This is a genomic window from Kribbella sp. NPDC051718 (genome assembly GCF_040681515.1).
Classification (GTDB): domain Bacteria; phylum Actinomycetota; class Actinomycetes; order Propionibacteriales; family Kribbellaceae; genus Kribbella.
Window position 1 is genome coordinate 224,582 of sequence record NZ_JBFAYZ010000011.1, and the last position, 26,207, is coordinate 250,788.

Here is a 26,207-nt window from a genome sequence, read left to right on the forward strand (position 1 = left end):
GTAACAGCAACGGCAAAGACTACCGGAAGGGGCAGGCCTAGCTGCCCTTGAGTGCCCGATATCCACCTGAGTAGTAGATCAGTGCCGAAGCGTCACCGGCCGGCCCTGTGCCCAGGCTCAGCACCTCGCCGACGACGATCGTGTGATCGCCGCCCGGATAGGTCGCCCAGGTCCGGCACTCCAGCCAGGAGAGCGCTCCCTCGATCAGCGTGCAGCCCGTCTTCGGACCGGTCTCAGTAGCGATCCCGTCGAACTGCCGGTACAGATCCCGCCCGGACTTCGCGAACCGCTCCGCGATCTCCCCGTGCGAGTCCGCCAGCACCGAGATCGCCCAGTAGCCGCACTCCAGTACGGCGTCGTGCATCCGGACCCCATGGTCCACACACACCATCACCAACGGTGGATCCAGCGAGACGGAGGTGAACGCGTTGGCCGTCATCGCGTGCGCGACGCCGTCCTGCAGGGTGCTCATGATGGTGATCCCGGACGCGAACCGGCCCATCGCCGTACGGAACTCCCCGGAATCGATGCTGCCGCCGGGGTCCGTTGTCACCCCAGCACTCTATGACCCCGAGAAGGTTGACGCCTCAACTCACGGTGTGGAACCTGTCACTGCCCGGCCAGCAGCTTCCTCGCCTGCTCCGAGCGAGGGTTGCCATGGCTGTCGTAGAAACGCAACGCGGCCTGCCACTCGCCTCGCGCCTCGTCCACCCGGCCGAGCGCGGCCAGGGTCTGCCCCATCCGCAGCCGCACACTCGCCTCCCGGTCCTGCGCCTCGACCGCCAGCGCCAGCTTCAACGCATCCTGCTGGGCCCCGAGCGCGTCCTGGTACCGCCCAAGCTCGAACCACACGGCGCCGAGATGATCGAGCACCTCGGCCACCCCGCCGTCCGACCCGGTCGCGCGATGGATCACCTCGGCCTGCCGCAGCGCGTCGACTGCGTCGTCGTACCGGCTGGTCGTCCGGTACGCCTCGGCGATCGTCAGGTACAGCGCCGCCACCCGCGTCGACCGATCCGTCCGCCGGACCACTTCGATCGCGCCTTCGAAGGCGACCCGCTGCGCCTCGAACTGGCCTTCCTTCCCGGCGATCTGGCCGAGGACCAGCCGGGAGTACGTCTCCAGGCTCTCGTGACCGATCCGGATCGCCTGATCCATCGACTCCTGGGCCGCCACCCGTCCTTCGTCCAGCCGGTCTGCCTGTTCGAGCATGTGCGCGAGGTTCATCAGGCTCTTGGCCTCGTACTCGTCGTCGCCCAGCTCCGCGGCCAGCCGACGGGCCACGGCCAAGTGATCCGCACCGCCGGCGAAGTCTCCCAGCTCAGCCTGGGCCAGTCCCAGGTCGAAATGGATCATGAACGCGGCCATCGGGTCCGTTCGCTCGTCGACCAGCTCGACCGCGAACTCGTTGAGCTGCTTCCACTCCAGCCAGCGCCGGTGGTACCGGCAGGCCAGACTGGCCCCGATCGCGATCCGCACGACCCGCCCGCGCTCAGCACTTGACCCGGTCGCGGCGGCCTGAGTCGCCAGGACGAGGTTGTTGCGATCCGCGTCGACTTCGTCGAAGACACTCTCCAGATCGGGCAGATCCAGCGCGCCGGCCACCCAGGCCGAGTCGTGCCACAGGACCCGCACGGGCGATTGGGGATCCAGCTCATCCGCGCGCCAGAGCATCGCGGCGTACTGATCGAGCACCCGGAGCCTCAGCGCGGCCCGGTCCTCCTCGGTCGTCATCGACTGGGCCAGATCGTGCCCGACGGCCCGGATCAGGTCATGGATCCGGTACCTCCGCAGCGCCGGCGTCTCGAGCAGATTGACGTCGACCAGGTGCTCGAGCGCCGTCTCGACCTCGAACAACGGCAGATCGAGCGCGGCTGCCGCCATCCGCAACGAGAAGTCGTCACCAGGGAGCAGGGACACCAGCGGCAACGCACGGGCAGCCGTCTGGTCGACCTTGCGGGCACTGGCCGCCAGCGCCTCGATCGAGACGCCGAGACTCGACCGCACTCCGTCCCCCAGCCCAGTGGACGACAGCACGCCGAGCTTGGACTGCTCATCGGCCAGCGCCGCAGCGAGTTGCTCGACGGACAGTCCGGGCCGGTCGGCGAGATAGGTGCCGGCGATCCGCAGAGCCAGTGGCAAGCGCCCGCACAGCCGGACGACCTCAGCGGCCGCAGTGGGCTCCTGCTCCGTCCGGTTCTCGGCCACTGAGGCCAGGAGCTCCAACCCTTCCGCCTCGGACAGCAGGTCAAGGGGTAGATGCTTGGCTCCGTCCAGCCCGCTCAGCCGTCGCCGGCTGGTGACCAGGGTGACCGTCTCCGCAGTACCGGGCAGCAGCGGGGCCACTTGCGTAGTACTGGCTGCGTTGTCGAGCACGAGCAGCACGCGCCGTCCGGCCAGCAGCGACCGATACCGTGCTGACGCGGTCGCCACCTCGTCCGGTACGTCGTGCACGCCAAGCGTCCTCAGCATCCGGCCCAGTGCGTCCAGTGCCGAGATGGGATCGCCACCGTGCCCGCGCAAGTCGACGTACAGCTGACCATCGGGGAACTCATCCACCGTCTGCTGCGCCGCGCGAACCGCCAGCGAGGTCTTGCCGATGCCACCCATCCCGGCGATCGCCACCAGCACCGCTCCGCCGGGATAGCCGGGAACAGCCGTCAGTGCATCGACCAGCTCATCGAGCACCTGCTCCCGGCCGACGAAGTCCGCGAGGTCCGCCGGCAACTGGCGCGGCACAGCCGGCCCCGCAGGCCTCTGCGCGGCCTGCACCAACAGGTCCTGCTCGGCCTCCGGCAACCCCAACGCCCCGGCCAAGTGCTCGATCGTGCTGGGCCGCGGATACCGCCGACGCCCGTTCTCCAGCGCCCGGATCGCCTCGACGCTCAAGGCGGCCCGCTCGGCCAACGCCTCCCGGCTCAACCCGGCCGCAGCCCGGTGTGCCCGCAACAATCCACCCAGCCGGGTGCCCATGTCTCCAGATCGTAGACCCCGATACGCGGGCACTCTGGCCGGCTTCGGATCAGAGGCCGGCGAAGAGGTCTGTCTCGACGCCACCGGGGCCGGGGGCCGCGGTGCCCTTGACCAGGCGGTAGGCCTCGTCGCCGAAGATTTCGTTGCCGGTGTTGTTCGACAGGGCGAAGAAGGGGCCGTCGACGGTGATCTGGGTGGCGTGCGCCTTCATCGCGTTCATCTTGCGGTCGATGTACTCACCGGCCGCGATCACGCAGTCGACCAGCCGGTCCGGGGTGATCATCGGCGGCATCGGGCCGTCCGGGTCCATCCCCTCGAAGGTGGTGGTGTCGCCGGCCTCACGGAGCCTGCGCAGGCTCGCCCGCATGCTCGCCTCCCCGATCGTCGGCCAGTAGATCTTCGCGATCTCCCAGGCCTCGCCGAGGTCCTCCCGGTACGACGGTGCCGCGGCCAGGGCAGCCGCATAGGTCGCGACCCGGTGCGCCTGGATGTGGTCGGGATGGCCGTAGTTGCCCCACTGGTCGTAGGTGACCAGGACCTGCGGGCGGATCTCCCGGATGACCGGGATCAGGTCGTTCGCCGCGGCCAGCAGGTCGGCCTTCCAGAAGCTGTCCGGCCGGGTGTCCGGCGGGACGTCCGCGTTGCCCTCGGCGTTGTAGATCATCCCGGTGTCGCGGTACTTGCCCGGTCCGCCGAGGAACCGGTGGTCGGTGACGCCCAGCTCGGCCATCGCCGCGGCCAGCTCGCCGATCCGGTGCTTGCCGAGTTCGTCGGTCTGGTCCGCGGCCAGGTGGGCCAGCTCCGGGACCAGTACCTCGCCCTCCTCACCGAGGGTGCAGGTCACCAGCGTGACCTGCGCGCCCTCGGCGACATACCGCGCCATCGTCGCGCCGTTGTTGATCGTCTCGTCGTCAGGATGGGCATGGACCAGCAGCAGGCGGCGGTCGGGAAGCTCACTCATACCGCCAGCCTACGTGGGCCCGCGGACACTCCCCTGCCGGTTGTTCAGCCGAAGCGGCGGACCAGCAAGCAGCCTGCCTGGAAGCGCGACCGGGCGCCGAGCCCGGCGATCAGCGCGCTGATCTCGGCCCGGACGGTCCGCAGCGAGAGCCCGAGCTGGCGGGCGATCGCGGCGTCCTTGGCACCCGTGGCCATCAGCCGGCCGATGGTGACCTGGCGGCTGGTGAGCTCGTTGGCCGCGGCCTGCGTCTTGCGATGCGTGCCCAGCTCATAGACCTCACAGACGACCTCCGGTGCGAAGTCCTCGCGTCGCACCGCAGGAACAGCCTGGTAAACCGACATGCACATCTCCTCCCCAGTCGTCGTGCGAGTTCAATTCTCGACCGCTGCAAACCGGGTCACCAGGTACAACCCATACAGTTCACCCATACAAATAGGGCTTGACCGAAAGTGGCGATCGGGAGGTACCGAGGTGGACTCGCAGTTCGCGGCGCTGCTCCGCCGGCACCGGGCAGCCGCGGGGCTGACCCAGGACGAGCTGTCCGAAGGCTCCGGCGTGAGCGTCCAGGCGATCAGCACCCTCGAGCGCGGAACCAGGCGCTACCCGCAGCTGAGCACGGTCGACGCACTGGCCGAGGCGCTCCACCTGGACGCCGACCAGACCGCAGCGCTGGCCGCTGCCGCCTCCCGCCGCGGCAAGTCGGACAAGCCTGCACCGAAGCCGTCCCTGGCGGCCTCCCCCAGACAGCTGCCGTTCGCCAGTGGCGACTTCACCGGCCGGATCCGGGAGATGGAGCTGCTGACCAAGTACCTCACCACCTCCAAGGGCGTCAGTGTGACCGCCATCACGGGCATGGGCGGCATCGGCAAGACCACCCTCGCCATCCACACGGCTCACCAGGTCGCGGACCACTTCCCGGACGGCCAGCTGTACCTGGACCTGCGCGGCTTCGGCATCGGCCCACCGCTCGAGCCCCTGGACGCCCTGACCTACCTACTGGAGGACCTGGGCGAGACACCACCCGTGGACCTCGCCACCGCGACAGCCCGCTTCCGTACTGCGCTCGCCGGGCGTCGCCTGGCGCTGGTGCTCGACAACGCCTCCGACCAGGATCAGGTCCGGCCGCTCCTCCCCGGTTCGGGCGGCTGCGCGGTCATCGTGACGAGCAGGCGCAGCATGGCCGGGCTCGGCGGCCGTCAGTTCCAGCTGGGCGAGCCGCCTCTGGAGGAGTCCATCGAGATGCTCCGGCGGATCTCAGAACGCCCGGACGCGCCAGAGGACGAGTGTGCCGAGGTGGTACGCCAGTGTGGCGGCCTCCCGCTGGCGATCCGGATGGCAGGGGCCAGGCTGGCGTCCCGCCCGACCTGGCCGGTGGCCCATCTCGCTGAGCGACTGGCGGACGGCCGACGCCGGCTCGACGAGCTGCAGCTGGACGATTCCGGCGTACGGGCGACGCTGGTGCTGTCGATCGAGCAGTTGGCCGGCAGTGACGACCCGATCGACGTACAGGCCGTCACGATGTTCGCGCTGCTCGGGTTGTCGGACTCGGTGGACCTCACGTCGGCGCTGGCGGCCGCTCTGTCGGACAGTCCGGAGCCGGAGGCTGTCGTAGTACTGGAGCGGCTGGTGGACGTGCACCTGCTCGCCACACCCGGGCCAGGGCGGTACAGGCTGCACGACCTGGTGCGGGTCGCAGCGCGTGAGCTTGCGGATCAGATGCTGACCGAGCAGGACAAGGCGGCAGCGAACACCAGGTGGATCAGACGAGTCTCCGCCGTCGTCTGGAAGGCCAGCGAGTACGCCGGACACGGCGTGACCCGCGACGGCTGGCTCGACAAGGAGTGGCTGACCGGCGCCCTGGACCTCTCCTGCCAGGACGACGTCCTCAGTTGGCTGGACAACGAGCGGGCCAACCTGGTCGGCATCGTGCAGCAGGCCGCAGTGGACCAGCCCAGCCTCGCAGTACAGCTAGCGGTCGGTCTCAACGTGTACTACGCCGTCCGCCGGGCCTGGCTCGAGTGGCTTCAGGTCAACGAGGCCGTACTACGCCTGGTCAGCGGCGGCCCCGACCGGATCGCCGAAGGCCTCGTCCTGCATGACCTCGGCGCCGCCCATGCCGAGCTCGGCCAGTACGAGCAGGCCGTCGCTCCCCTGCGCCGGGCAGTGGACACTGCCGACGCGTCCGGCGACGGCAACCTCCAGGCGCTCTGTCTGAGCAGCCTCAGCCACGTACTAGAGCGCACCGGCCGCACCACCGACGGCATCCCGTACGCCGAGCGGGCCCGGGAGATCGGTCTACGCCTGGGGATCCCACCACGAGCCGCCTGGGCCTGCCTGGCGCTCGGCATGCTGTACCTGAAGACAGGGATGCCCAAATCCGCCCGACGGCACTTCGACGAGGCGATGGAGCTCCTGGTCGAGCCCGGCCTGGAGAAGTACCGCGGCATGATCGCCCAGAACGTCGGCGTCGCCTACCGCGAGGCCGGCCAATACGACGTGGCCGGCGAATCCCTGCGCGAAAGCCTGAAGCTCTACCGGACCGCGGGCGCCGCGATCCCGGAGGCCGAGGTACTGAACGAGCTCGGCCGCCTGCGCCTGGCCGAGGGACGCTACGAAGAAGCCATCGCCGCCCAGAGCGAAGGGCTGGCCATCGCCGGCCAGTACGGCGACTGGCTGGTCGAGGCCGACATCCGCAAGAGCCTCGGCGAGGTCCACCACGCCCAGGGCCACCTCCCGGAGGCCCGCCGCGAATGGCGGATCGCCTTGTCCATCCACGAGCAGCATGACGCCCACGGCGCCGCCGCCCTGCACCAACTCCTCCGCAGCACCTGAGCAACAACAGCGAAGGAGGCGGCCCCCCGAAGGGAAACCGCCTCCTTCTCACCTGTCAGGTGATGGTGCTACCTGCTTGATCAGCTGGTCGGCTTCTTCAGGCCGATCTGCGTCAGGTCCAGGATTCCACCGGTGTTCGGGTCGGCCACCGCGTCAGCGATGTTCGAGCCGGTGACGTACACGTTGAGGTCCTGAACGGTCGGCACCAGCGGCGCCGTCTTCATGATCTCGGTGTACAGGTCCGAGTAGCCCTGCTCCATCTTGGGCTTGTCGGTCTCCTTGGACAGCTCGGCCATCTTGTCCCAGCCCGTGTTGCTGCGGGCGTAGTTGTTCTGCGCGGCCTTGTTCGGGGCCGTCAGGTCCGGTCCGAAGACCGGCGGGACGATGGTGGCCAGGGTCGCCCAGTCGAAGCACCAGCCGGCGGTGATCAGATCGGTCGCCGACGCGTCCTGCTGCTGGGTCGAGTAGTAGTTGTCGCCCGGGATCTTGCGGATGTCGATGTTGATGCCGACAGCCTTCCAGGACGCCTGCGCGGCCTCGGCCGCCTTGGTGGCCAGACCCGAGTCGGCGGTGCCGAGAGTCAGCTTCTCACCCTTGTAGCCGGACTCGGCCAGCGCGGCCTTCGCCTTGGCCTGGTCGCCCTCGGGCGGGGAGTTGAAGAAGCTTTCCTTGGTGTAGCCGTTCAGGTCCTGCGGGATGATCGAGTCGACCACCGCGGCCAGCCGCTCGCCACCACGGGCGTCGCGGTAGCTGGTGCGGTCCAGACCGTAGTACAGCGCCTCGCGCAGCTTCTGGTTCTTCAGCAGCGGCTTCTGCTCGTTGAACGCGATGTAGCGGCGGCAGATGTCGGTACCGGTGACGACCCGGTCCTTGACGTTCGGCTGGTTGGTCTTGGCGATGTTCTCCGGCTGGACACCGGCGAAGCTGATCGAGTTCTTGTCCGCCGCACCGTCGGCGAACAGCCGCTGGTCGACGGTCGCCTCGGCGTCACCGAACTTGAAGACGAACTTGTCCGGCAGCGCGTTGCGCAGCGGGTCGGTCTTCTGGTCCCAGTTGGTGTTGCGGACCAGCGTCAGCGACTTCTTGCGGACGTAGGACTCGATCTTGTACGGGCCGGTCGCGACCGGGTGGTTGTCGTAGGCCGTGTGGGTGTCCTTGGCCTTCGGGACCGGCGACCAGATCTTCATGCTGGCCGCGCCCTCGAAGGTGGCGACCGGCTGGTTCAGCTTGAGGATGACGGTCTTCTCGTCCGGCACCTCGATGGCGGTGCAGCCCTTGCCACCGTTGTTGTTGTTGACGTACGGGCCCTTGTAGCCCGGGCAGTCCAGGTAGTTGTGCGCGTACGGCGCACCCTCTGCCATGTCGGCCGCGAACGAACGCTCCGCGCCGTACTTGATGTCGGCGGCAACGATCGGCGAACCGTCCTCGTACTTCAGCCCGTCCTTCAGCTTGAAGGTCCAGGTCTTGAAGTCAGGGCTCGCCTCGTAGCTGGCCGCGAGGTCGTTCTCGAGCTTGATCTTCTTTTCTTTGGCGTCGTAACGGTAGTCGACCAGCGTCCGGGTGATCAGCTTGCCGATCATCCCGGAGTCGGTGACGAAGTTACGCGCCGGGTCCAAGTGCTCGACGTCGTTGACGTGGTAAACCGTGACGGTGCCCCCCTTGGCCCCGGCGCCGTCTGTGCCTGCAGTGGACTTGCTGCCGGCGTCATCGTTCCCGCCGCCGCAAGCAGTCGCCAGCAGGGCCACCGAGGCTCCTGCCGCAACTACCTGTCCTACTCGTTTGGCGTACTTCATAGCCAGTAATTCCTTCCTTGTCATGACGTTCCACGCCGGGTCGCGGCGGCCGGATAGGTCATCTGGCGTCACAATTCGCGGTTATCAACTCACGGATTCACAGGTGGTGCAACGAGCTTGCGGCTCGGTGACCAGATCGTGATTGGTTCATTGCCATCGATAGACCTAAGGTGACTCTGCGCAATGTTCAGATCACATCGCGCTCCTCGGGGAAGTGGCAGGCGGCCTGGTGATCCGGTGCGCCGATCTGCACCAGCGGCGGCTCCTGCTCGGCGCAGATGTCCTGCGCTTTCCAGCAACGTGTCCGGAATCGGCAACCGGACGGCGGGTTCAGGGGGCTCGGCACGTCGCCGGTGAGCCGGATCCGCTCCCGATGAGCCACTGCGTCGGGGTCCGCTTCCGGTACCGCCGACAGCAGCGCGTGGGTGTAGGGGTGCCGGGCGTGGTTGTACAGCTCGTCACGCTCAGCGATCTCGACGACCTTGCCCAGGTACATCACCGCGACCCGGTCCGAGATGTGCCGGATCACCGACAGGTCGTGCGCGATGAACATGTAGGCCAGCTCGAACTCGTCCTGCAGGTCCTCCAGCAGGTTCACGATCTGCGCCTGGATCGAGACGTCGAGCGCGGAGACCGGCTCGTCGCAGACGATCAGCTTGGGCCGCAGCGCGAGCGCCCGGGCCACCCCGATCCGCTGCCGCTGGCCGCCGGAGAACTCGTGCGGGTACCGGTTGTAGTGCTCCGGGTTGAGCCCGACCCGCTCCATCAGCGCCTGGACGGCCTTCTTCGTGCCGCCCTCGCTCTTCACACCCTGGATCTCGAACGGCGCCGCGATGATGGTGCCGATCGTCTGCCGCGGGTTCAGCGACGAGAACGGGTCCTGGAAGATCATCTGGACCTGACGCCGGAACGGCCGCATCTTCTGCCGGCTCAGGTGGGTGATGTCGGAGCCCTCGAACCGGATGGTGCCACCGGTCGGCTCGTCCAGCCGGGTGACGAGGCGGCCCGTGGTCGTCTTGCCACAGCCCGACTCACCGACCACGCCGAGCGTCTCGCCGGAGCGGATGGTGAAGTCCACCCCGTCGACCGCCTTGACCGCGCCGGTCTGCCGCTGGAACACGATGCCCCGGGTGACCGGGAAGTACCGCTGCAAGCCCTTGACCTCGAGCAGTGCCTCGCCCTGCTCCGGCCGGACGACCTCTTCGGCCGACGTCGACGTACTCACGATCGCTCCTCAAACTTGACGGCCGGCATCACAGGTTCGGCTTGATCTGCTCGGTGAACAGCTTTGTGCGCTCCGCGTGCTCGATGTGGCAGCGGACCCGGTGCGGGTCCGTGCCGACCTGCAGCAGCTCCGGTACCTCACCCGTGCAGGAGTGCCCCTCGACGTGCTGCTGGTAGTCGCAGCGCGGCTGGAACGGGCACCCCTTGGGCAGGTTGATCAGCGACGGAGGAGTACCCCGGATCGCCTTGAGCCGGTGATCGCCACCGCGGTTGACCCGCGGGATCGAGCCGAGCAGACCCCAGGTGTAGGGCATCTCGGGCCGGTAGAAGATGTCCCGGACCGGGCCGGACTCGACCACCCGGCCGCCGTACATGACCACCACGTCCTGGGCCATCTGGGCGACGACGCCGAGGTCGTGGGTGATGATCACGATCGCGGAGTTGAACTCCTTCTGCAGATCCTGCATCAGGTCCAGGATCTGGGCCTGGACGGTGACGTCCAGGGCCGTGGTCGGCTCGTCCGCGATCAGCAGCTGCGGGTCGCACATCAGCGCCATCGCGATCATCGCGCGCTGCCGCATACCGCCGGAGAACTGGTGCGGGTAGTCGTAGAACCGCTTGTCCGGCGACGGAATGCCGACCCGGTCGAGCAGATCGACCGCGCGCTTCTTGGCGACCGCCTTGGTCACGTCGTTGTGCACCCGGTACGCCTCGACCAGCTGGTCGCCGACCCGGTAGAACGGATGCATCGCCGACAGCGGGTCCTGGAAGATCATCGCGACCTGCTGGCCGCGCAGCCGGCGGATCTCCGGGATGGACATGTCCACCAGCTCGGCGCCGTCCAGCCAGATCTCACCGGTCACCTTGGCCCGGCTGCCCTTGTGCAGGCCCATGATGGCCAGGCTGGACACACTCTTGCCGGAGCCGGACTCGCCCACGATGCCCAGCGTCTTGCCGCGCTCCAGGCTGAAGCTCAGTCCGTTCACGGCCTTGACCAGGCCGTCGTCGGTCGGGAAGTGCACCTGCAGGTCCTTGAGCTCAAGGAACGGCTTGCCGGTGCGGTCCGTGGATGCTGTGGTCGTCACAGTCTCGGTCACTTGTCGTCTCCTCGACGGGTCAGGACAACCGCACGCGCGGGTCGATGAAGGCGTACAGGACGTCGACGATCACGTTGGCCAGCACGACGAAGATCGCGGCGAACAAGACGACACCCATGATCGAGGGCAGGTCGTTGCCGAGTACCGAGTCGATCGAGAACTTGCCCAGCCCGGTGATGCTGAAGACCTGTTCGGTGATCACCGCGCCGCCGAGCAGACCACCGAGGTCCAGGCCGAAGATCGTCACGATCGGCGTCAGCGCGGACCGCAGACCGTGCTTGAAGATCACTGTCCCCTCACCCAGGCCCTTGGCCCGGGCGGTGCGGATGTAGTCCTCGTTCATCGTGTCGATCATGTTGGCCCGGGTGATCCGGGTGTACAGCGCCGCGTAGACCAGCGCCAGCGTCAGCCAGGGCAGGATGTAGAACTGCAGCCACTTGAACGGCCCGACGGTGAACAGCTCGGAATTGGCCGTGTCCGGGAACGGCAGCCATTTGAGCTTCACGATGAACAGGAACAACAGCAGATAACCGAACACGATGGTCGGGAACGAGACGCCGAACAGCGCCAGCCCGACGCTCAGCTTGTCCAGCCATTTGCCCTTCCGCAGGGCGGCCAGCAGGCCGAGCATCACGCCGCCGATCAGCCAGATGATCGCGGCCCCGACGGCCAGCCACAGGGTGGGCGGGAAGGCGTCGGAGATCGAGGTCCAGACCGGGATGCCGTTCTGGTAGGACTCACCGAAGCACGGCCAGGCGCAGTTGTGCTCGCTGCCGGCGGTACCGATGTCCCGGCCGCCCGGGTTGACCAGGCCCTTCATGTACGTGCCGTACTGGACGATCAGCGGGTCGTCGAACCCGTAGGTCTCGTTCACGGTCTGGATCGTCGCGGTGTCGCAGTTCTTGCCACAGATCAGCAGGGCGGGGTTCGCCGGCGTGATCCAGAACAGGAAGAACGTGATGGCAGAGATCACCCAGAGGATGAGGACCGTCTGCAGCAGCCGGCGGATCAGATAGCGGCCCATGGGTCAGCTCCTCCCGGCACGCGGGTCGAGGGCGTCACGCACGGAGTCACCGAGCAGGTTGAACGCCAGAACGGTGATGAACAGCGCCATACCCGGGAAGAACAGGTACAGCGGATTGCTCTCGATCCACTGCGAGGCGTCGCTGATCATCCGGCCCCAGGAGCTGGTGGGCTCCTTGATACCGACACCGAGGAAGGACAGTGCGGCCTCCGCGGTAATGTTGCTCGGGATCAGCAGCGTCGTGTAGACGAGCAGGGTCGGCAGCATGTTCGGCAGGATCTGCTTGAAGATCACGTACATCGGGCCGGCCCCGAGCGAGCGGGCGGCCTCGACGAACTCACGCTCCCGCAGCGAGAGCGTCTGCCCGCGCACGATCCGGGCCAGATAGGCCCAGCCGAAGAAGCCGAGGACGAACATCAGCACGCCTAATCGGAGCCGGTTGTCGTCGGGTATCCCGAACAGGGCCTGGCCGCGGTCGGCGACCACCGGCGTCAGCGCCATGATGAAGAGCAGCGAGGGGAAGCTCAGCATGATGTCCATCAGCCGGCTCAGCACGGTGTCGATCCAGCCACCGAAGTAGCCGGAGACCATGCCGATCACGGTGCCGAGCACGATCGCGATGATCGTGCCACCGAGCGCGACCAGCAGGGATACCCGGGTGCCGTAGACCAGCCGGGAGAACACGTCGCGGCCGTTCTGCGGCTCGACGCCGAGCCAGTGCTCGCTGCTCGAACCGCTGCCGAACAGACCGCCGATCGGGATGCTGCCGTCGCGCGTGTTCAGCAGCGGCGTGCCGTCCTTGTTCAGCTTGTTGAACTGGTCCGGCGGGAAGCCGTTGATCTTCACGATCAGCGGGGCGAAGATCGCCACCGCGATGATCAGCAGGATGATGACCGCGCTGATCACCGCGATCTTGTCCTTCTTCAGCCGGGCCCAGGCGATCTGCCCTAGGGACCGGCCTTCGATCTGCTTGGCCTCAGTTGTCTCGGCCAAGCCGTCTGCCGGAAGACCGCCGTCCGGAGACAGGTCTTCTGTAACCCCCAGCGTCATCGCTGTTGCCTACCTTCCCCTTGAATCGCACGTCGTCACCCCGACGGTCGAGTTGCCGGGAACCCTACGGATCTCGCAGTGTGGACGCCACCGGGCACTCACCGATGTCACGGAATCGTGACGGATTAGTGCCACGGTTACCCGGGCATTCAGTGCCACCCGCACTTATGTGCCGTTTTCGACTACTTGGCGTAGAGCGGGAAGGAACGGACGGTCAGCTGGTAACCAATCCAGCAGTGCCAACTCGGCCGCGCCTACCCATCGGATCGCGCTGTGTTCGGACAAAACCGGTTCACCACGTATCAGCGCCGCAGCGTACACGCGCAACTGGTAACGATCTCCGATGGGCTGGGCCGGACCGAGGGACACCCCGGGCTCGATCTCGACCGCCAATTCCTCGCGTAATTCCCTGATCGCGGCCTGTGCATCGGTCTCCCCCGGTTCGACCTTGCCGCCCGGAAACTCCCAGCCACCGTCCGGACCAGGACGCAGCGCCGCCAGCACCAGGCCGTCCCGGATCACGGCCACCCCGACGACCACCTGCGGCTCACTCATGGGGCTGCACTCTTCCAGAGCTTGCCTGGATGATGGCCGGGTGCCACTACAGAACCGAGTGCTGCCGACCCAGGAGATCGTGGCCGACGCCGGTCGCGGTCTGCTGATGGGCAACCGCGGCACCATCCACCATCCCGACCGCACCCTCGGCACCACCCGCTGGCGGTCGAAGGCCTGGATCTGCTGCGTCCTGGACTGGAAGGGCGTCCAGCGCGATCCGATGCCGCCCGGACGCTGGACCGCGCTGTTCTTCTTCGACGAAGCGGTCGCCCTCGCCGCCGGCCACCGCCCGTGCGCATACTGCCGCCGCCGCGACTACCTCCTGTACGCCGGTGCATGGGCCGCCGCCCGTGGTCTGCACGAACGGCCGCGGGCCACCGCGATGGACGCCCAGCTCCATCTCGAACGGGTCGAACCGCGAACCCGGCAGCAGCGCACCACGATCGCCGGCCTCGACGAGTTGCCCGACGGCGCGATGATCCGCTTCGACGGCCGGCCTGCCCTGGTACTGGCCGGCAAGGTGCTCGGCTGGTCGTGGGAGGGATACGACACACCCGCCCGGCCGGCCGGGTTGCGCGAGGTCGAAGTACTGACGCCGCCCGCGAATCTCCTTGTACTCAAGGCCGGATTCGGCCCTTTACTCCACCCGACAGCCATCGGCAACTGAGGTAAACCTAACTAGGAACACGCCGTACCGAGGGGTCTTCCGTTGTGCGCCGCGCGAGGGCAAAGTGTGCCCATACTTACAGCGACAAAACCATCACTGGAGTCGGTATGGGTGACGGCAACAGCGCCGTGGCAGCGGTGCAGCGAGCATTGGCAGCGCTACACGCCGGCGTCGGCAAGTTGAGCCAGGAGTACGGTGACACCCTCGGCGTTCGCCGATTGGTGTCGGACGTGGCCAGGCTGAGCGACGACCTGGCCGAGCTCGGCCCTCCCGACCCTCATCACAGACCCGGACCCGTTCCGGAGGAACTCGAGGAGATCCCCGACGTGGAATACGACGCGTCCATGTGGACCGACGCGGAGCACGAAGGCTTCGGCGCCCCTGACCGGCGCGCTCCATGACCGAGCGCAGCGAGGTACATAAGCACAGTGGCGTTTCGCCAGCAGAACCGCCCGCAGCGAAGCGAGGACGGTTCTGATGGCGACGACGGGCGTTAGCGCGCCGGGTCGCGCACAGATCAAGCAGAAGACTCTACGGACCGATCGCTGGTGGCTCGCGCCGCTGCGGATCGGCGTGATCCTGGGCTTCTTCGTCGTCTACGCGACGGTCCGGATCTTCATGAACAAGTACTACTGGGTCGACGCGTACCACTACCTCACCCCGTTGTACTCGCCGTGCGTGACCTCGTCCTGTGTCGAGGGCTCGAGCCACCTGGGCACCTGGTTCGGGGACTTCCCCCGGGTGATCCCGTTCAGCATCATCACGTTCGCTGTCCTGGCCGGCTTCCGCGGTACCTGCTACTACTACCGCAAGGCGGGCTGGCGGTCGTTGCTGATCGCACCGGGCGCCTGCGCGGTGCCGGAGCCGCACAAGAAGTACAACGGTGAGCGCAAGTTCCCGATCACCGCGGTGAACCTGCACCGGTACTTCTTCTACGGCGCGCTGCTGTTCGGTCTGCTCAACGTCTACGACGGCACCCAGGCCTTCCACGGCAAGGACGGTGGCTTCGGCATCGGCCTCGGCACGCTGATCATCTGGATCAACCTGGTGATGCTGTGGATGTACACGCTGTCGTGCCACGCCTGCCGGCACATCGTCGGCGGCCGGCTGAAGAACTTCTCCAAGCACCCGTTGCGCTACCGGTACTGGACCTTCGTGTCGAAGCTGAACCCCAAGCACGGCACGTACGCGATGATCTCGCTCTTCACCGTGATCATCACCGACGCGTACATCATGTCGGTCTCGGCCGGCTGGTTCTCCGATCTGCGCTTCATCAACTGATACGGACGTTTGATCTCTTATGACTGAGCTGGAACGACACCAGTACGACGTGATCGTGATCGGCGCCGGCGGCGCCGGTCTCCGGGCCGCGATCGAGGCCCGTGAGCAGGGCAAGCGCACCGCGATCATCTGCAAGTCGCTGTTCGGCAAGGCGCACACGGTGATGGCCGAGGGTGGCTGTGCCGCGGCGATGGGCAACGCGAACTCCAACGACAACTGGAAGACCCACTACGTCGACACGATGCGTGGCGGCAAGTTCCTGAACAACTGGCGGATGGCCGAACTGCACGCGCAGGAAGCCCCCGACCGGGTCTGGGAGCTGGAGACGTACGGCGCGCTGTTCGACCGGACGCCGGACGGCAAGATCAGCCAGCGCAACTTCGGCGGTCACACCTACCCGCGGCTCGCGCACGTCGGCGACCGGACCGGCCTGGAGCTGATCCGCACCCTGCAGCAGAAGATCGTTTCGCTGCAGCAGGAGGACTTCAAGGCCACCGGCGACTACGAGGCCAACCTCAAGGTCTACGCCGAGTGCACGATCACTGAGCTGTTGAAGGACGGCGACGCGATCTCCGGCGCCTTCGGGTACTGGCGTGAGTCGGGCCGGTTCGTCCTGTTCGACGCGCCGGCCGTCATCCTGGCCACCGGCGGTGTCGGCAAGTCGTTCAAGGTCACCTCGAACTCGTGGGAGTACACCGGTGACGGTCACGCCCTCGCGATGCGGGCCGGCGCGACGCTGATCAACATGGAGTTCATCCAGTTCCACCCGACCGGCATGGTCTGGCCGCCGTCGGTGAAGGGCATCCTGGTCACCGAGTCGGTCCGCGGTGACGGTGGCGTGCTGAAGAACTCCGAAGGCAAGCGGTTCATGTTCGACTACGTGCCGGACGTGTTCCGCGCGCAGTACGCCGAAACCGAAGAAGAAGCCGACCGCTGGTACAAGGACGCCGACAACAACCGGCGCCCACCGGAACTGCTGCCCCGCGACGAGGTCGCCCGGGCGATCAACTCCGAGGTCAAGGCCGGCCGCGGAACCCCGCACGGCGGCGTCTTCCTGGACGTCTCCTCCCGGCTGCCCGCCGAGGAGATCCAACGCCGGCTGCCGTCGATGTACCACCAGTTCAAGGAGCTGGCGGACGTCGACATCACGGCCGAGCCGATGGAGGTCGGCCCGACCTGTCACTACGTGATGGGTGGCGTCGAGGTCGAGCCGGACACCGCGCAGTCGTCGGTCAAGGGTCTGTACGCCGCCGGTGAGGTTGCCGGTGGCATGCACGGCTCGAACCGGCTCGGTGGCAACTCGCTGTCCGACCTGCTCGTCTTCGGCCGTCGCGCCGGAGCCGGTGCGGCGTTGTACGTCGAGTCGCTCGGCGAGAACCGGCCGAAGATCTCCGAGGCCGACGTCGACGCGGCGGCCGCCGAGGCCCTCGCGCCGTTCGAGCTCGAGGGTGGCGAGAACCCGTACACGATCCACCAGGAACTGCAGCAGTCGATGAACGACCTGGTCGGCATCATCCGCAAGGCCGACGAGATCGAGCAGGCGCTGTCGCGGCTGGCCGAGTTCCGCGGCCGGATCGCGAAGATGACGGTCGAGGGGCACCGGCAGTTCAACCCGGGCTGGCACCTCGCGCTCGACCTGCGCAACATGCTGACCGTGTCGGAGTGCGTCGCGAAGGCCGCGCTGCTGCGCGAGGAGTCCCGTGGCGGTCACACCCGCGACGACTTCCCGGGCATGAACGCGGAGTGGCGCAAGCTGCTGCTGGTCTGCTCGCTGGAGAGCGCCGGCGACGGGGTCACCGTGGTCAAGAAGGACCAGATCCCGATGCGCGACGACCTGCTGGAACTGTTCGAGCTGGACGAGTTGAAGAAGTACCTCACTGAGGAGGAGCTGCCGGCATGAGCTACCTGGCGAAGTTCCGGGTGTGGCGTGGGGACGGTGACGGTGGTGACCTCGAGGACTTCGAGGTCGAGGTGAACGAGGGCGAGGTCGTCCTCGACGTCATCCACCGGCTGCAGGCGACCCAGACCCCGGATCTGGCGGTCCGCTGGAACTGCAAGGCCGGCAAGTGCGGCTCCTGCAGCGCCGAGATCAACGGCATGCCGAAGCTGATGTGCATGTGCCGGATGAACACGTTCGAGGAGGGCGAGACCGTCACGGTCACCCCGCTGCGGACGTTCCCGGTGATCAAGGACCTGGTCACCGACGTGTCCTTCAACTACCAGAAGGCACGCGAGGTGCCCGCGTTCGCTCCGCCGGCCGACCTGAAGCCGGGCGAGTACCGGATGCAGCAGGTCGACGTGGAGCGCTCGCAGGAGTTCCGCAAGTGCATCGAGTGCTTCCTGTGCCAGGACACCTGCCACGTGATCCGGGATCACGAGGAGAACAAGGAGTCCTTCTCCGGTCCGCGTTTCCTGATGCGGATCGCCGAGCTGGACATGCATCCGCTGGACGCCGCGGACCGGCAGAAGTCGGCCCAGGAGGACCACGGTCTCGGCTTCTGCAACATCACCAAGTGCTGCACCGAGGTGTGCCCCGAGCACATCAAGATCACCGACAACGCCCTCATCCCGATGAAGGAACGTGTCGCCGATCGCAAGTACGACCCGCTGGTCTGGCTCGGCAACAAGATCCGCCGCCGCGAAGGCTGATCATTCAGCAACTGATGAGGCCCGCCCTGGTTCACACCGGGGTGGGCCTTTTCACGCTCTTGAGGAGAGCGACGTCGCGCTCGTGGGTCGGCGTCTCCACCAGCATCGGTACTTCCGCCAGCACCGGATGGGCGAGGAAGGCGGCCAGCGTCGGCAGGCCGATCGTGCCGGCGTCGAGCGATTCGTGCCGATCGCGGTGAGAGCCCCGAGGATCGCGGCTGTCGTTGACGTGGATGAGGGCGATGTTCCGCAGGTCGTCGAGCAAGTCCGGCGCCGCGAGGTCTTCGCCGGCGGCATGCAGATGGCAGGTGTCGAGGCAGAGCCCGACCCGCTCGTCGTTCACAGCCTGGAGGTACTCGGCCGTGCTGGCGATCGTCGAAGCCATCGACTCGCCCGCGCCCGCGGTCGGCTCGATCAGCAGCCGGACCTCCGGGTCGGCCCGGTCGACGAGTGGGCTGATCAGGTTGGGCAGGGCAGCCAAGGCCGTTGCCCGCCGGCCCGGGGTGACCGACGATCCGGCGTGGACGACAACAGCGATGGCACCGAGGTCCGACGCGCGTTGGAGGGTCAGCTCCAGGGCGGCCAGCGAGCGAGACAGTACAAGGTCTGACGGAGCGCCGAGGTTGATCAGGTGCGGGGCGTGCACCACCACCGGCAACTGCCGCTCGGCGCAGGCGGCCCGGAAGGCCTCGTCTGCGGCTGGGTTGGCGGCGCCTGGCGCCCAGCTCCGGGGGTTGCCCGCGAAGAGCTGGATGATCTCGGCGCCGATCTGGTCAGCCTCGGCCAGGCCGACCTTCACCAGCCCGCCCCCGACAGCTACATGCGATCCGATCACCTGGCCAGCGTACCCGACTTTTTGACCTTGGATTCAACAAGTGCCTACTATGGCGCCATGGCGATGGGCAGACCGATGAAGTTCGAGGCCGACGAGGCGCTCGACAAGGCGGTCGAGGTGTTCTGGCAGCGCGGCTTCGCGGCGACCACCCCGCAGAACCTGGCCGACGAGCTCGGCATCGGCCGCGGCAGCCTCTACAACACCTTCAAGAGCAAGCACCACCTGTTCGAGCTGGCGCTCCGCCGGTACTCCGCCAACCGCGTCACCGCGCTGTCAGCAGGACTCGACGGCCCCGGCCCGATCCTGCCCCGGCTCCGCGAGGCGATGCGCACCCTGGCCGGCATCGGCGACCACCGCTACGGCTGCCTGATCGTCAACTCCGTCGCCGAGCTCGGCAGCACCGACGAGGGTGTCGCCGACGTCGCCAAAGACCTCTTCCGCCAGATCGAGCACACCTTCCGGGCCGCCCTCGAGCGAGCCCGGACCACCGGCGAGCTCACCTCGGACCGCACACCCGCCGACTCCGCGAGCGCCCTGCTGACAGCCGTCATCGGCACCAGCGTGCTGGCCAAGTCCGGTGCCGCTCCCGCCCACCTCCACCGCACCCTCGACGCCGCCCTCAAGGACGTCTGAACCCCCAACGAAAGAAGGCAAGCAGCCTCGGCCGCAATCAGGGTCGGCCGGGGCCGCCCGGACTGTGTAGGTCCGGGCAGGCGGGTTCCCTCGACGCCCGCCACTCGGTCTCCCCGCCCAGCCCATACCGGGCGGGGAGACCGATCCCCCGCGTGGGTGAGGCGGGTGGACGGGTGTGGGCCCTAGGGTGCGGGCATGGACGTGGCTTTGATCGGGCTGGTCAATATCGGCATCTTCATGTTCTTGTTCGTGCCGATTTCTCAACGCTTGCTGGGGGTCCGGTTCGGGTTCGGGCGGTTGGCGGTCGGTGCCGCGCTGACGCTGGCGCTTGCCGGGCCGCTGGCGAAGGCGGTCTCCGGGCCACCGCCGTGGACCGGGTCGAACGGCGCGGCCTTCGCCCTGCTGGCGTTGACGGCGTTGTGCTCGATGCTTGCCGGACTCATCTTCCTGGTCCTCGCCGAGGCGCTGGTGCCGACCGGATCGTTGCCCAGGGCCCGTGATCTGCGCCGCGACCTGAGCGGCAAGCTGGCGCGCACCCGGCGGTACCTGCAGATCCTCCGGATCGCGATCAAGCACGGCCTCGGCCCGTACCTGCGCGGCCGCCGCCGCCCCGGACACGAGAACGCGGCCGGCCAGGCGGACCTCGCCCGATCGCTGCGGCTCGCGCTCGACGAGGCGGGCGTCACCTTCGTGAAGCTCGGCCAGGTGCTGTCGACCCGCAGCGACGTGATCCCGCCATCGGTCGCACTGGAGCTGAGCCGGTTGCAGGACCAGGTCTCCCCCGCGCCGTGGCACCAGATCGAGTCTGTACTCACTGAGGAACTCGGCGCGCCACCCCAGCAGGTGTTCGCCGACCTCGCCACCGAGCCACTCGCCGCCGCCTCGGTGGCTCAGGTGCACACGGCCCTGCTGGACGGCGTACCGGTCGTGGTGAAGGTGCAGCGTCCCGGCATCGCGTCGGTCGTCGAGCGCGACCTCGACATCGTGCAGCGGCTGGCGCGGTTGCTCGAGCGCAACACCGATTGGGGAAGGTCGATGGGCGTGCGTTCGCTCGCGACCGGGTTCGCGGACGCGATGCGGGAGGAGCTCGACTTCACCGTCGAGGCGGGCAACATGGCCAGCGTCGCGGCCGGCAAGTCAGTGGCTGGGAACCGCGATGTCGTCGTACCGGAGCTGTATCCGAAGTACTCGACCCGCCGCGTGCTGACCATGCAGCATCTCGACGGGATCGGTCTCGGAGGCGCCGCCAAGTCGATCGCAGAGCGAGGGCTGGACGCGGCCAAGTTGGCGAAGGTGCTGTTCGAGTGCCTGCTCGGTCAGGTCGCGATCGACGGTGTGTTCCACGCGGATCCGCACCCGGGCAACTTCCTGCTGCTCACCGACGGCCGGATCGGCATGCTCGACCTCGGCTCGGTCGGGCGACTCGATCCGTCCACCCGCGAGGCGTTGCAGCGATTCCTGCTCGCCGTCGACCACGGCGATCCGGTGGCCGCGACCGATGCGTTGCTGGAGATCGTCTATCGGCCGGACGTGATCGACGAGCAGAGCCTGGAGCGCGCGGTCGGGCAGTTCATGGCGCGGCATCTGGGCGCCGGCGCGGCGATCGGGCCGGCCATGTTCAACGACCTGTTCAAGATCATCACCACGCACGAGTTGGGCGTGCCCCCGGAGGTCGCGGCGGTCTTCCGCGCGCTGGCGACGGTCGAGGGCACGATCGCGCGCATCTTCCCCGCCTTCGATCTCGTCGCCGCGTCCCGCTCCTTCGCGGCTGCCCACGTCACCGACCGGCTCGCGCCCGACGCACTTCGGCGTACTGCGACCGAGGAGCTGGCCACGTTGCTACCGATGCTCCGCCGGCTCCCACGGCGCATCGACCGGATCGCCGCCGCGGCGGAGAGCGGCCGCCTCGGCCTCAACGTCCGCCTGTTCGCCGACGAACGCGACCGCCGCCACCTGACCGGCCTGCTCCACCAGGCCCTGTTGGCAGTCCTCGGCGCAACCGCCGGCCTGATGGCAGTACTCCTGCTCGGCACCCCCGGCGGGCCCAAGGTCACCGACACCGTCACCCTGTACCAACTCTTCGCCTACAACCTGCTCGTCATCTGCGCGGTCCTGGTCCTCCGCGTCCTGGTCCTGGTCTTCCGGCTGCCCGACGCCCGATCCCGCAATTGACCTCGAGCGCGCTTTAAGTTCAACCATGGGGGCCATGTCTGTGACCGAGGTCCCCACGAAACCGCCGCGGCTGTTCAGCGGCCCGCATCTGCCGCTGGTGTTCGGCGCTGTCGCGCTGGTGACGCTGGGCGCGTTCGAGAACCGCGCGGTCGGGACGGCGCTGCCGACGATGGTCGGGGAGTTCGACGCGCTGGGGCTGTTCGGGCTGGCGAGCGCGGCGCCCAACGCGAGCTACCTGGTCGCGCTCGCGATCGCCGGCCAGTGGGCAGATCGGCGCGGGCCGATCCCGGCCTTGCGGGCTGGCGCTATCGCGTTCGCCCTGGCCCAGTTGCTCGTCGGCACCGCACAAGGGATGCCGATGGTGGTGGCCGGGCGGTTGCTGAGCGGGTTGGCGGAGGGGCTGCTCGACGTGGCGTTGATGGTGCTCGTCGCCAGGACGCTTCCCGCCGTACTGCGCCCGCGGATGTTCTCGTTGTTCGCGGCGATGTGGATCCTCCCGTCGGTGGCCGGTCCGGTGCTGACCGGGTTCGTGACCGAGCAGGTGGGCTGGCGCTGGGTGTTCCTCGGTGCGGTCGTACTGCTCGTGCCGAGTTGGTTCCTCCTCCAGCCCGCGATGCGGCTCTCCCGGCGGACACCCGCGCCTGAGCGGAGTACGGAGGATGCCGCGGGGCTGGCCGCGTGGCGGGCTGCCATGCCGTGGGCGTTCGGTGCGTCCGTCGCGCTCTTCTCGATGACGCTCGCGGGCGATCACCTCGAGCGACACCATTTCCTTGCAGGGTTGACGATTCTGGCGAGCCTGGTGGTGCTCGGCGTGGCGGCGGTGCGAGTGATGCCGCGCGGCACCTTCGTACTCCGTCGCGGGTTTCCTTCTGTCGTCGCAGTGCGCGGCCTGACCGGCGCGGCCTTCGCCGGAACCGGCGCTTACCTCCCACTGCTGCTGACCCTGCGCCACGACTTCAGCCCGTCGCGCGCAGGCATCACGCTCTCGATCACCGGAGTCAGCTGGGCCTTCGGCTCTTGGCTGCAAGGCCGCGACCACGGCTTCCAGCGGGTGACGGTACTCCGAACAGGCCTGACCCTGATGACGGCAGGACTCGCCGGCGCGTCACTCCTGGCGTGGGCCGACGGCCTCATCTGGCTCGGCCTGATCGGCTGGACGATCGCCGGCATCGGAATGGGTCTCAGCTCGTCGAGCCTGTCGGTGCTGACCCTCGGCCTGTCCGACGACAGCAACTCCGGCCGCAACGTCAGCGCCGCCCAGATGGCCGGCACGATGAGCATCGCCACCGCTCTGGCCGTCAGCGGCACCCTGCTCGCCCTCAACGCCGAGGCCCCCGGCGCCTGGGTCTTCGGCGCCATCATCAGCACCAGCGCCGGGTTGGCCCTCGCCGCGCTCGGCGCCGCAAACCGCATCCGTACCGAATGGTAAGTAGGACTAGAGTGTGGCTCATGTCTGAGCTGCTGACCGATGACCAGATCGATGCCGCGTTGCGTGACCACCTGCCGGAGTGGAAGGTCGTGGACAACGCGCTGGTGCGCAGCGTGAAGAAGGACTCGTTCATGGACGGCATCCGGCTGGTCGCGACGGTCGCCCAGCTGGCCGAGTCGATGAACCACCACCCGGACATCGACATCCGCTACACCACGATCACCTTCCGGGTGACCAACCACGAAGCGGGCGGGCTCACCGACGACGACCTCGTCCTGGCTCGCCACATCGACACCGCCGCCGGCTGACCTACTTGAAGGCGGCTGCGTCCGGCCAGGCCATTCGCAGGCCGTTGGGTGTGCCGTTGAGCCGGGCTGGATCGCCGCCCGGCGGCGCCACCGGCGCGGTCTCCACGCACTTGGCTCCGACAGCCAGGTAGAACTGCTGCGCCGCGACGTTCTGCTCCAGCACCCACAGGTACATCGCATCACCAACAGCCTGCTCAACCACAGCCTCCGCAGCCCGCCCGAGCAACTGCCGCCCGATCCCACCGCGCTGCTGGCTATGAGACACATGCAGGTTGTCGACCAGGCTCCCCCACTCCGGGTCGACATCGAACATCACGTGGACGAACCCGACGAACTCTCCGTCCCGCTCGGCAGCGATCGTCGCCGTCCCCTCCGGCTCGCCCAGCCGCTTCGACCACACCGCCACCCGCTCCGCGACCAGCTCGCCGTCAAGGAACGAATCGGCGAACGCCCCGCGGTAATGCCGCCGCCAACTATCCGCGTGCAGCCCCGCAACCTGCTCGGCATCACCGACACCCGCCGACCGAAACTCAAGGACCATACGCACGATCCTATTGACCCCGAAGCCCCACCAACGTGCCTTCCGGATCGCGGACACAGACGGCCCATGGGCAACGATATGGCCGGTATCTCGCGAGACTGGTAACTATCCAACGACTACGGTTGGGGGGTGACCACCGTTGAGGAGTATCGACTGCTGGGTTTCACCGATGCCGATCGGGAGGACGCGGAGAAGTTCGAGGCTGATCCGGTCCTCGTCGAGGACCTGGCCGGGCAGATTCGGGCCGCGATCGGGACGTTTCCGGCCGAGGGCGAGTCCGTGAAGATGCCGGACGACCCGCGAGTGACGGTGGCGGCACTCCTCGCGACGGTGCCGGACATCCGCCGGTATCACCAGCAGCGCGGCATCAGCGATGAAGTCAGCTGGGCGACATTGGCTGACCTGGGCAAGCAGTTGGACGTCCATCGACGGACCTTCGGGGAGTACGGGCTGGCCACGCACTGGTGGCTGGGCATCCACTGGACCGGGATGATCTTCGCGCTCGGCCGGCTGCAGTTCATGCTGCACCAGGTGCCGGACGGCAACCCGGTACCGGGGACCGAGCCCGGTGAATGGGTGATCGGCGTGCATATCCCGGAGACCGGCCCGCTGACCCCCGAGTCGATCGACGACAGTTTCGCGCAGGCTCGTGAGTTCTTCCCGCGGGTCTTCCCGGAGTACCCGGTGAAGACGGCGACGCTCGGCTCCTGGCTGCTCGATCCGTACCTGCTCGACAACCTGCCGCAGGACTCCAACATGGTCCGCTTCGGCCGCCGCTTCACCCCGTACGGCGTACCGCGCGACTCCCAGGACAGCGCGATCTTCTTCACCTTCCGCAGCCACGACCTCGACCACCTGGACGACTTCCCGCAGGACACGACCCTGCAGCGCCTGATCGTCGCCCGGATCAAGGCCGGCGGCACCTGGCAGAACGCGTTCGGCTACCTCAGGCTTCAGGTACGCCGTACTTGGTCAGCCAACTGATCAGCTCGATGTTGGAGACGCAGCGGACGTCCGGCTGCGTGCAGGTCTCCTCGACGAAGCTGGTCAGCGCATCGGAGTACACGCTGTTGTTCCAGCGGTTGAAGTGGTTGCCGAGGAACAGCGGCGGGTTGCCGCCCGCGCGGGAGCGGGCCAGCGCGCTGCGGTAGGTGGCGAGCACCTGCGCCTTGAGTGCGGGTGCATGCGCGACCGGTGCCTCGTGCGCCTCCGTCTGGCTGTACCAGAGGTTGTAGTCCATCGTCAGCGTGTTCTTGTGCGTCCCCGCGAGCTGCACGGACTGCAACGGGAAGTTCCACAGCCCGTCCTCCTTCTTCGGCCAGGCGATGTAGCCCGGCTCGGAGGCGTCGTACAGCATCCCGCGCTGCTTCATAACTGCCCGGTACGCCGGCCTGTTGCCCTCCAGACATGGGGTCCGCATCCCCTTGACCGTAGTCGGATCGAACGGCGGCGCCAGCGTCTTGCCCGCGGCCACCGTCGGGCCGGTGCGCACCATCGCGTCGAAAGCGGTCAGCTCCTTGGTCCACTGCGGGCCGGTCCAGCGGTCGATGCCGTCCTTGCCGCAGAAGTGCCCGTTGGCGTGCGTACCGATCTCGTGGCCCTCGGCGATCGCCTGGCGGAGCACGACGGCCCGCCGCTGGATCTTCTCGGGATCACCCCAGCCGATGTCGGACGCGCCGGGCTTCTTGTACGGCGGCTTGTAGTTGGTCCTGCGCGACTGCGGGTAGAGGTACGGGCCGGACAGGAAGAACGTCATCCGGGCGTTGCCCTGCTTGGCGATGGCTCGCCAGTGCGCCCACAGCGGGAGATCGCCGGCGCCGTCGAACGAGATGACCACGAACAGCGGCGGCTTGCCGTTCCTCAGCGTCTTGGGGAACCTGCGGGTGACGGGTGCGGCGGCCGGTGCCTTCACGCCGGGCGTGAGGGTGGTCGACGGATCCGGCGTCACGCTGGGAGTCGCACTGGGCGTGCTGCTCGGGGTATGCCCCGGCTTGCTCGGCTTCTTGGTCGGCGGCTTGGTCGGCGCCGACGGGTTGCCACCCGGTGCCGCCCCATCGAGTGGGACGTCGGCGCAGCCACCGACCAGTGCCGCCATCACGACGGTACAGGTCAGCAAACGCAGTACTGCGGGCCTCACCACGTCTCTACTGACGCACGGACCGTCCGCCGAGTTGGCCCCGGAC

The 26,207-nt window shown here is 67.8% G+C and carries 24 protein-coding genes; 11 read left to right on the plus strand and 13 right to left on the minus strand.

Annotation, left to right across the window (positions count from 1 at the left end; genetic code table 11):
• Positions 1-37 precede the first annotated feature (37 nt).
• Genes AB0M15_RS34385 through AB0M15_RS34400 form a run of 4 tightly spaced genes read right to left on the minus strand, consistent with a single transcriptional unit; the run spans position 38 to position 4,275 of the window.
• Positions 38-553, minus strand: a complete 516-nt coding sequence (locus tag AB0M15_RS34385; RefSeq protein ID WP_363827997.1) for a flavin reductase family protein — start codon at positions 551-553, stop codon at positions 38-40.
• 56 nt (positions 554-609) lie between these two features.
• Positions 610-2,973: a tetratricopeptide repeat protein gene (locus tag AB0M15_RS34390; RefSeq protein WP_363828001.1), complete on the minus strand. Its 2,364-nt coding sequence runs from the start codon at positions 2,971-2,973 to the stop codon at positions 610-612.
• 49 nt (positions 2,974-3,022) lie between these two features.
• Positions 3,023-3,934 (minus strand): N-acetyl-1-D-myo-inositol-2-amino-2-deoxy-alpha-D-glucopyranoside deacetylase, encoded by a 912-nt coding sequence (gene mshB / locus AB0M15_RS34395; protein ID WP_363828004.1) that lies wholly within the window; start codon positions 3,932-3,934, stop codon positions 3,023-3,025.
• A 44-nt stretch (positions 3,935-3,978) separates the two neighbouring features.
• Positions 3,979-4,275, minus strand: coding sequence for a LuxR C-terminal-related transcriptional regulator (locus tag AB0M15_RS34400; RefSeq protein WP_343982572.1), 297 nt, complete (start codon positions 4,273-4,275; stop codon positions 3,979-3,981).
• A 130-nt stretch (positions 4,276-4,405) separates the two neighbouring features.
• Between AB0M15_RS34400 and AB0M15_RS34405 the strand changes: the two genes are divergently transcribed.
• The gene (locus AB0M15_RS34405; RefSeq protein WP_363828008.1) at positions 4,406-6,766 is read left to right on the plus strand and encodes a tetratricopeptide repeat protein; all 2,361 of its coding nucleotides are present in this window, start codon (positions 4,406-4,408) and stop codon (positions 6,764-6,766) included.
• An 80-nt stretch (positions 6,767-6,846) separates the two neighbouring features.
• Here AB0M15_RS34405 and AB0M15_RS34410 read toward each other — a convergent pair whose 3' ends face one another.
• From AB0M15_RS34410 to AB0M15_RS34435, 6 genes are all read right to left on the minus strand, one after another.
• Positions 6,847-8,559, minus strand: coding sequence for an ABC transporter substrate-binding protein (locus tag AB0M15_RS34410; protein WP_363828011.1), 1,713 nt, complete (start codon positions 8,557-8,559; stop codon positions 6,847-6,849).
• Between the two features lie 187 nt (positions 8,560-8,746).
• Positions 8,747-9,784, minus strand: a complete 1,038-nt coding sequence (locus AB0M15_RS34415) for a dipeptide ABC transporter ATP-binding protein (protein WP_363828014.1) — start codon at positions 9,782-9,784, stop codon at positions 8,747-8,749.
• 28 nt (positions 9,785-9,812) lie between these two features.
• Positions 9,813-10,880 (minus strand): ABC transporter ATP-binding protein, encoded by a 1,068-nt coding sequence (locus AB0M15_RS34420; RefSeq protein WP_363828017.1) that lies wholly within the window; start codon positions 10,878-10,880, stop codon positions 9,813-9,815.
• 19 nt (positions 10,881-10,899) lie between these two features.
• On the minus strand, positions 10,900-11,904 hold the full coding sequence (locus AB0M15_RS34425; protein WP_363828020.1) for an ABC transporter permease: 1,005 nt from the start codon (positions 11,902-11,904) through the stop codon (positions 10,900-10,902).
• Positions 11,905-11,907: 3 nt separating this feature from the next.
• Entirely contained in the window at positions 11,908-12,954 is a 1,047-nt protein-coding gene (locus tag AB0M15_RS34430; RefSeq protein WP_343982555.1) for an ABC transporter permease, read from the minus strand.
• A 165-nt stretch (positions 12,955-13,119) separates the two neighbouring features.
• Positions 13,120-13,509 (minus strand): (deoxy)nucleoside triphosphate pyrophosphohydrolase, encoded by a 390-nt coding sequence (locus tag AB0M15_RS34435; protein WP_363828023.1) that lies wholly within the window; start codon positions 13,507-13,509, stop codon positions 13,120-13,122.
• A 40-nt stretch (positions 13,510-13,549) separates the two neighbouring features.
• Between AB0M15_RS34435 and AB0M15_RS34440 the strand changes: the two genes are divergently transcribed.
• The 5 genes from AB0M15_RS34440 (at position 13,550) to AB0M15_RS34460 (ending at position 18,106) form a co-directional block, all read left to right on the plus strand.
• The gene (locus AB0M15_RS34440) at positions 13,550-14,176 is read left to right on the plus strand and encodes a hypothetical protein (protein WP_363828026.1); all 627 of its coding nucleotides are present in this window, start codon (positions 13,550-13,552) and stop codon (positions 14,174-14,176) included.
• A gap of 107 nt (positions 14,177-14,283) precedes the next feature.
• The gene (locus AB0M15_RS34445; protein ID WP_363828029.1) at positions 14,284-14,577 is read left to right on the plus strand and encodes a hypothetical protein; all 294 of its coding nucleotides are present in this window, start codon (positions 14,284-14,286) and stop codon (positions 14,575-14,577) included.
• A gap of 76 nt (positions 14,578-14,653) precedes the next feature.
• Entirely contained in the window at positions 14,654-15,457 is an 804-nt protein-coding gene (locus tag AB0M15_RS34450; RefSeq protein WP_363828032.1) for a hypothetical protein, read from the plus strand.
• A 19-nt stretch (positions 15,458-15,476) separates the two neighbouring features.
• Entirely contained in the window at positions 15,477-17,357 is a 1,881-nt protein-coding gene (locus AB0M15_RS34455) for a fumarate reductase/succinate dehydrogenase flavoprotein subunit (protein ID WP_363828035.1), read from the plus strand.
• Entirely contained in the window at positions 17,354-18,106 is a 753-nt protein-coding gene (locus tag AB0M15_RS34460; RefSeq protein ID WP_363828037.1) for a succinate dehydrogenase/fumarate reductase iron-sulfur subunit, read from the plus strand. The genes AB0M15_RS34455 and AB0M15_RS34460 overlap by 4 nt, the downstream gene beginning before the upstream one ends.
• A gap of 31 nt (positions 18,107-18,137) precedes the next feature.
• Here the strand turns inward: AB0M15_RS34460 and AB0M15_RS34465 are convergent, their stop codons facing one another.
• The gene (locus tag AB0M15_RS34465; RefSeq protein WP_363828040.1) at positions 18,138-18,941 is read right to left on the minus strand and encodes a deoxyribonuclease IV; all 804 of its coding nucleotides are present in this window, start codon (positions 18,939-18,941) and stop codon (positions 18,138-18,140) included.
• 57 nt (positions 18,942-18,998) lie between these two features.
• Between AB0M15_RS34465 and AB0M15_RS34470 the strand changes: the two genes are divergently transcribed.
• The 4 genes from AB0M15_RS34470 to AB0M15_RS34485 all read left to right on the plus strand — a co-directional run bounded on the left by AB0M15_RS34470 (position 18,999) and on the right by AB0M15_RS34485 (position 23,483).
• Positions 18,999-19,574, plus strand: a complete 576-nt coding sequence (locus tag AB0M15_RS34470) for a TetR/AcrR family transcriptional regulator (RefSeq protein ID WP_363828043.1) — start codon at positions 18,999-19,001, stop codon at positions 19,572-19,574.
• A 195-nt stretch (positions 19,575-19,769) separates the two neighbouring features.
• The gene (locus tag AB0M15_RS34475) at positions 19,770-21,746 is read left to right on the plus strand and encodes an AarF/UbiB family protein (RefSeq protein ID WP_363828046.1); all 1,977 of its coding nucleotides are present in this window, start codon (positions 19,770-19,772) and stop codon (positions 21,744-21,746) included.
• Positions 21,747-21,780: 34 nt separating this feature from the next.
• Positions 21,781-23,175 (plus strand): MFS transporter, encoded by a 1,395-nt coding sequence (locus AB0M15_RS34480; RefSeq protein ID WP_363828049.1) that lies wholly within the window; start codon positions 21,781-21,783, stop codon positions 23,173-23,175.
• A gap of 20 nt (positions 23,176-23,195) precedes the next feature.
• A complete protein-coding gene (locus AB0M15_RS34485) occupies positions 23,196-23,483 on the plus strand; it encodes a 4a-hydroxytetrahydrobiopterin dehydratase (RefSeq protein WP_343982505.1) in 288 nt (95 codons plus the stop codon).
• Position 23,484: 1 nt separating this feature from the next.
• Here AB0M15_RS34485 and AB0M15_RS34490 read toward each other — a convergent pair whose 3' ends face one another.
• Entirely contained in the window at positions 23,485-24,024 is a 540-nt protein-coding gene (locus AB0M15_RS34490; protein ID WP_363828053.1) for a GNAT family N-acetyltransferase, read from the minus strand.
• Between the two features lie 129 nt (positions 24,025-24,153).
• Between AB0M15_RS34490 and AB0M15_RS34495 the strand changes: the two genes are divergently transcribed.
• Entirely contained in the window at positions 24,154-25,008 is an 855-nt protein-coding gene (locus AB0M15_RS34495) for an acyltransferase domain-containing protein (protein WP_363828056.1), read from the plus strand.
• Here AB0M15_RS34495 and AB0M15_RS34500 read toward each other — a convergent pair.
• The gene (locus AB0M15_RS34500) at positions 24,971-26,164 is read right to left on the minus strand and encodes a hypothetical protein (protein ID WP_363828059.1); all 1,194 of its coding nucleotides are present in this window, start codon (positions 26,162-26,164) and stop codon (positions 24,971-24,973) included. The two genes, AB0M15_RS34495 and AB0M15_RS34500, sit on opposite strands and share 38 nt — an antisense overlap.
• Positions 26,165-26,207: the final 43 nt, after the last annotated feature.

What these genes read in the sequence shown, in the direction of transcription:
- AB0M15_RS34410 (WP_363828011.1), bottom strand. Translation starts at nt 8,559, where the DNA reads ATGAAGTACGCCAAACGAGTAGGACAGGTAGTTGCGGCAGGAGCCTCG.
- AB0M15_RS34445 (WP_363828029.1), top strand. Translation starts at nt 14,284, where the DNA reads ATGGGTGACGGCAACAGCGCCGTGGCAGCGGTGCAGCGAGCATTGGCA.
- AB0M15_RS34425 (WP_363828020.1), bottom strand. Translation starts at nt 11,904, where the DNA reads ATGGGCCGCTATCTGATCCGCCGGCTGCTGCAGACGGTCCTCATCCTC.
- AB0M15_RS34460 (WP_363828037.1), top strand. Translation starts at nt 17,354, where the DNA reads ATGAGCTACCTGGCGAAGTTCCGGGTGTGGCGTGGGGACGGTGACGGT.
- AB0M15_RS34400 (WP_343982572.1), bottom strand. Translation starts at nt 4,275, where the DNA reads ATGTCGGTTTACCAGGCTGTTCCTGCGGTGCGACGCGAGGACTTCGCA.
- mshB (WP_363828004.1), bottom strand. Translation starts at nt 3,934, where the DNA reads ATGAGTGAGCTTCCCGACCGCCGCCTGCTGCTGGTCCATGCCCATCCT.
- AB0M15_RS34485 (WP_343982505.1), top strand. Translation starts at nt 23,196, where the DNA reads ATGTCTGAGCTGCTGACCGATGACCAGATCGATGCCGCGTTGCGTGAC.
- AB0M15_RS34430 (WP_343982555.1), bottom strand. Translation starts at nt 12,954, where the DNA reads ATGACGCTGGGGGTTACAGAAGACCTGTCTCCGGACGGCGGTCTTCCG.
- AB0M15_RS34475 (WP_363828046.1), top strand. Translation starts at nt 19,770, where the DNA reads ATGGACGTGGCTTTGATCGGGCTGGTCAATATCGGCATCTTCATGTTC.
- AB0M15_RS34450 (WP_363828032.1), top strand. Translation starts at nt 14,654, where the DNA reads ATGGCGACGACGGGCGTTAGCGCGCCGGGTCGCGCACAGATCAAGCAG.
- AB0M15_RS34435 (WP_363828023.1), bottom strand. Translation starts at nt 13,509, where the DNA reads ATGAGTGAGCCGCAGGTGGTCGTCGGGGTGGCCGTGATCCGGGACGGC.
- AB0M15_RS34390 (WP_363828001.1), bottom strand. Translation starts at nt 2,973, where the DNA reads ATGGGCACCCGGCTGGGTGGATTGTTGCGGGCACACCGGGCTGCGGCC.
- AB0M15_RS34490 (WP_363828053.1), bottom strand. Translation starts at nt 24,024, where the DNA reads ATGGTCCTTGAGTTTCGGTCGGCGGGTGTCGGTGATGCCGAGCAGGTT.
- AB0M15_RS34455 (WP_363828035.1), top strand. Translation starts at nt 15,477, where the DNA reads ATGACTGAGCTGGAACGACACCAGTACGACGTGATCGTGATCGGCGCC.
- AB0M15_RS34470 (WP_363828043.1), top strand. Translation starts at nt 18,999, where the DNA reads ATGGCGATGGGCAGACCGATGAAGTTCGAGGCCGACGAGGCGCTCGAC.
- AB0M15_RS34480 (WP_363828049.1), top strand. Translation starts at nt 21,781, where the DNA reads ATGTCTGTGACCGAGGTCCCCACGAAACCGCCGCGGCTGTTCAGCGGC.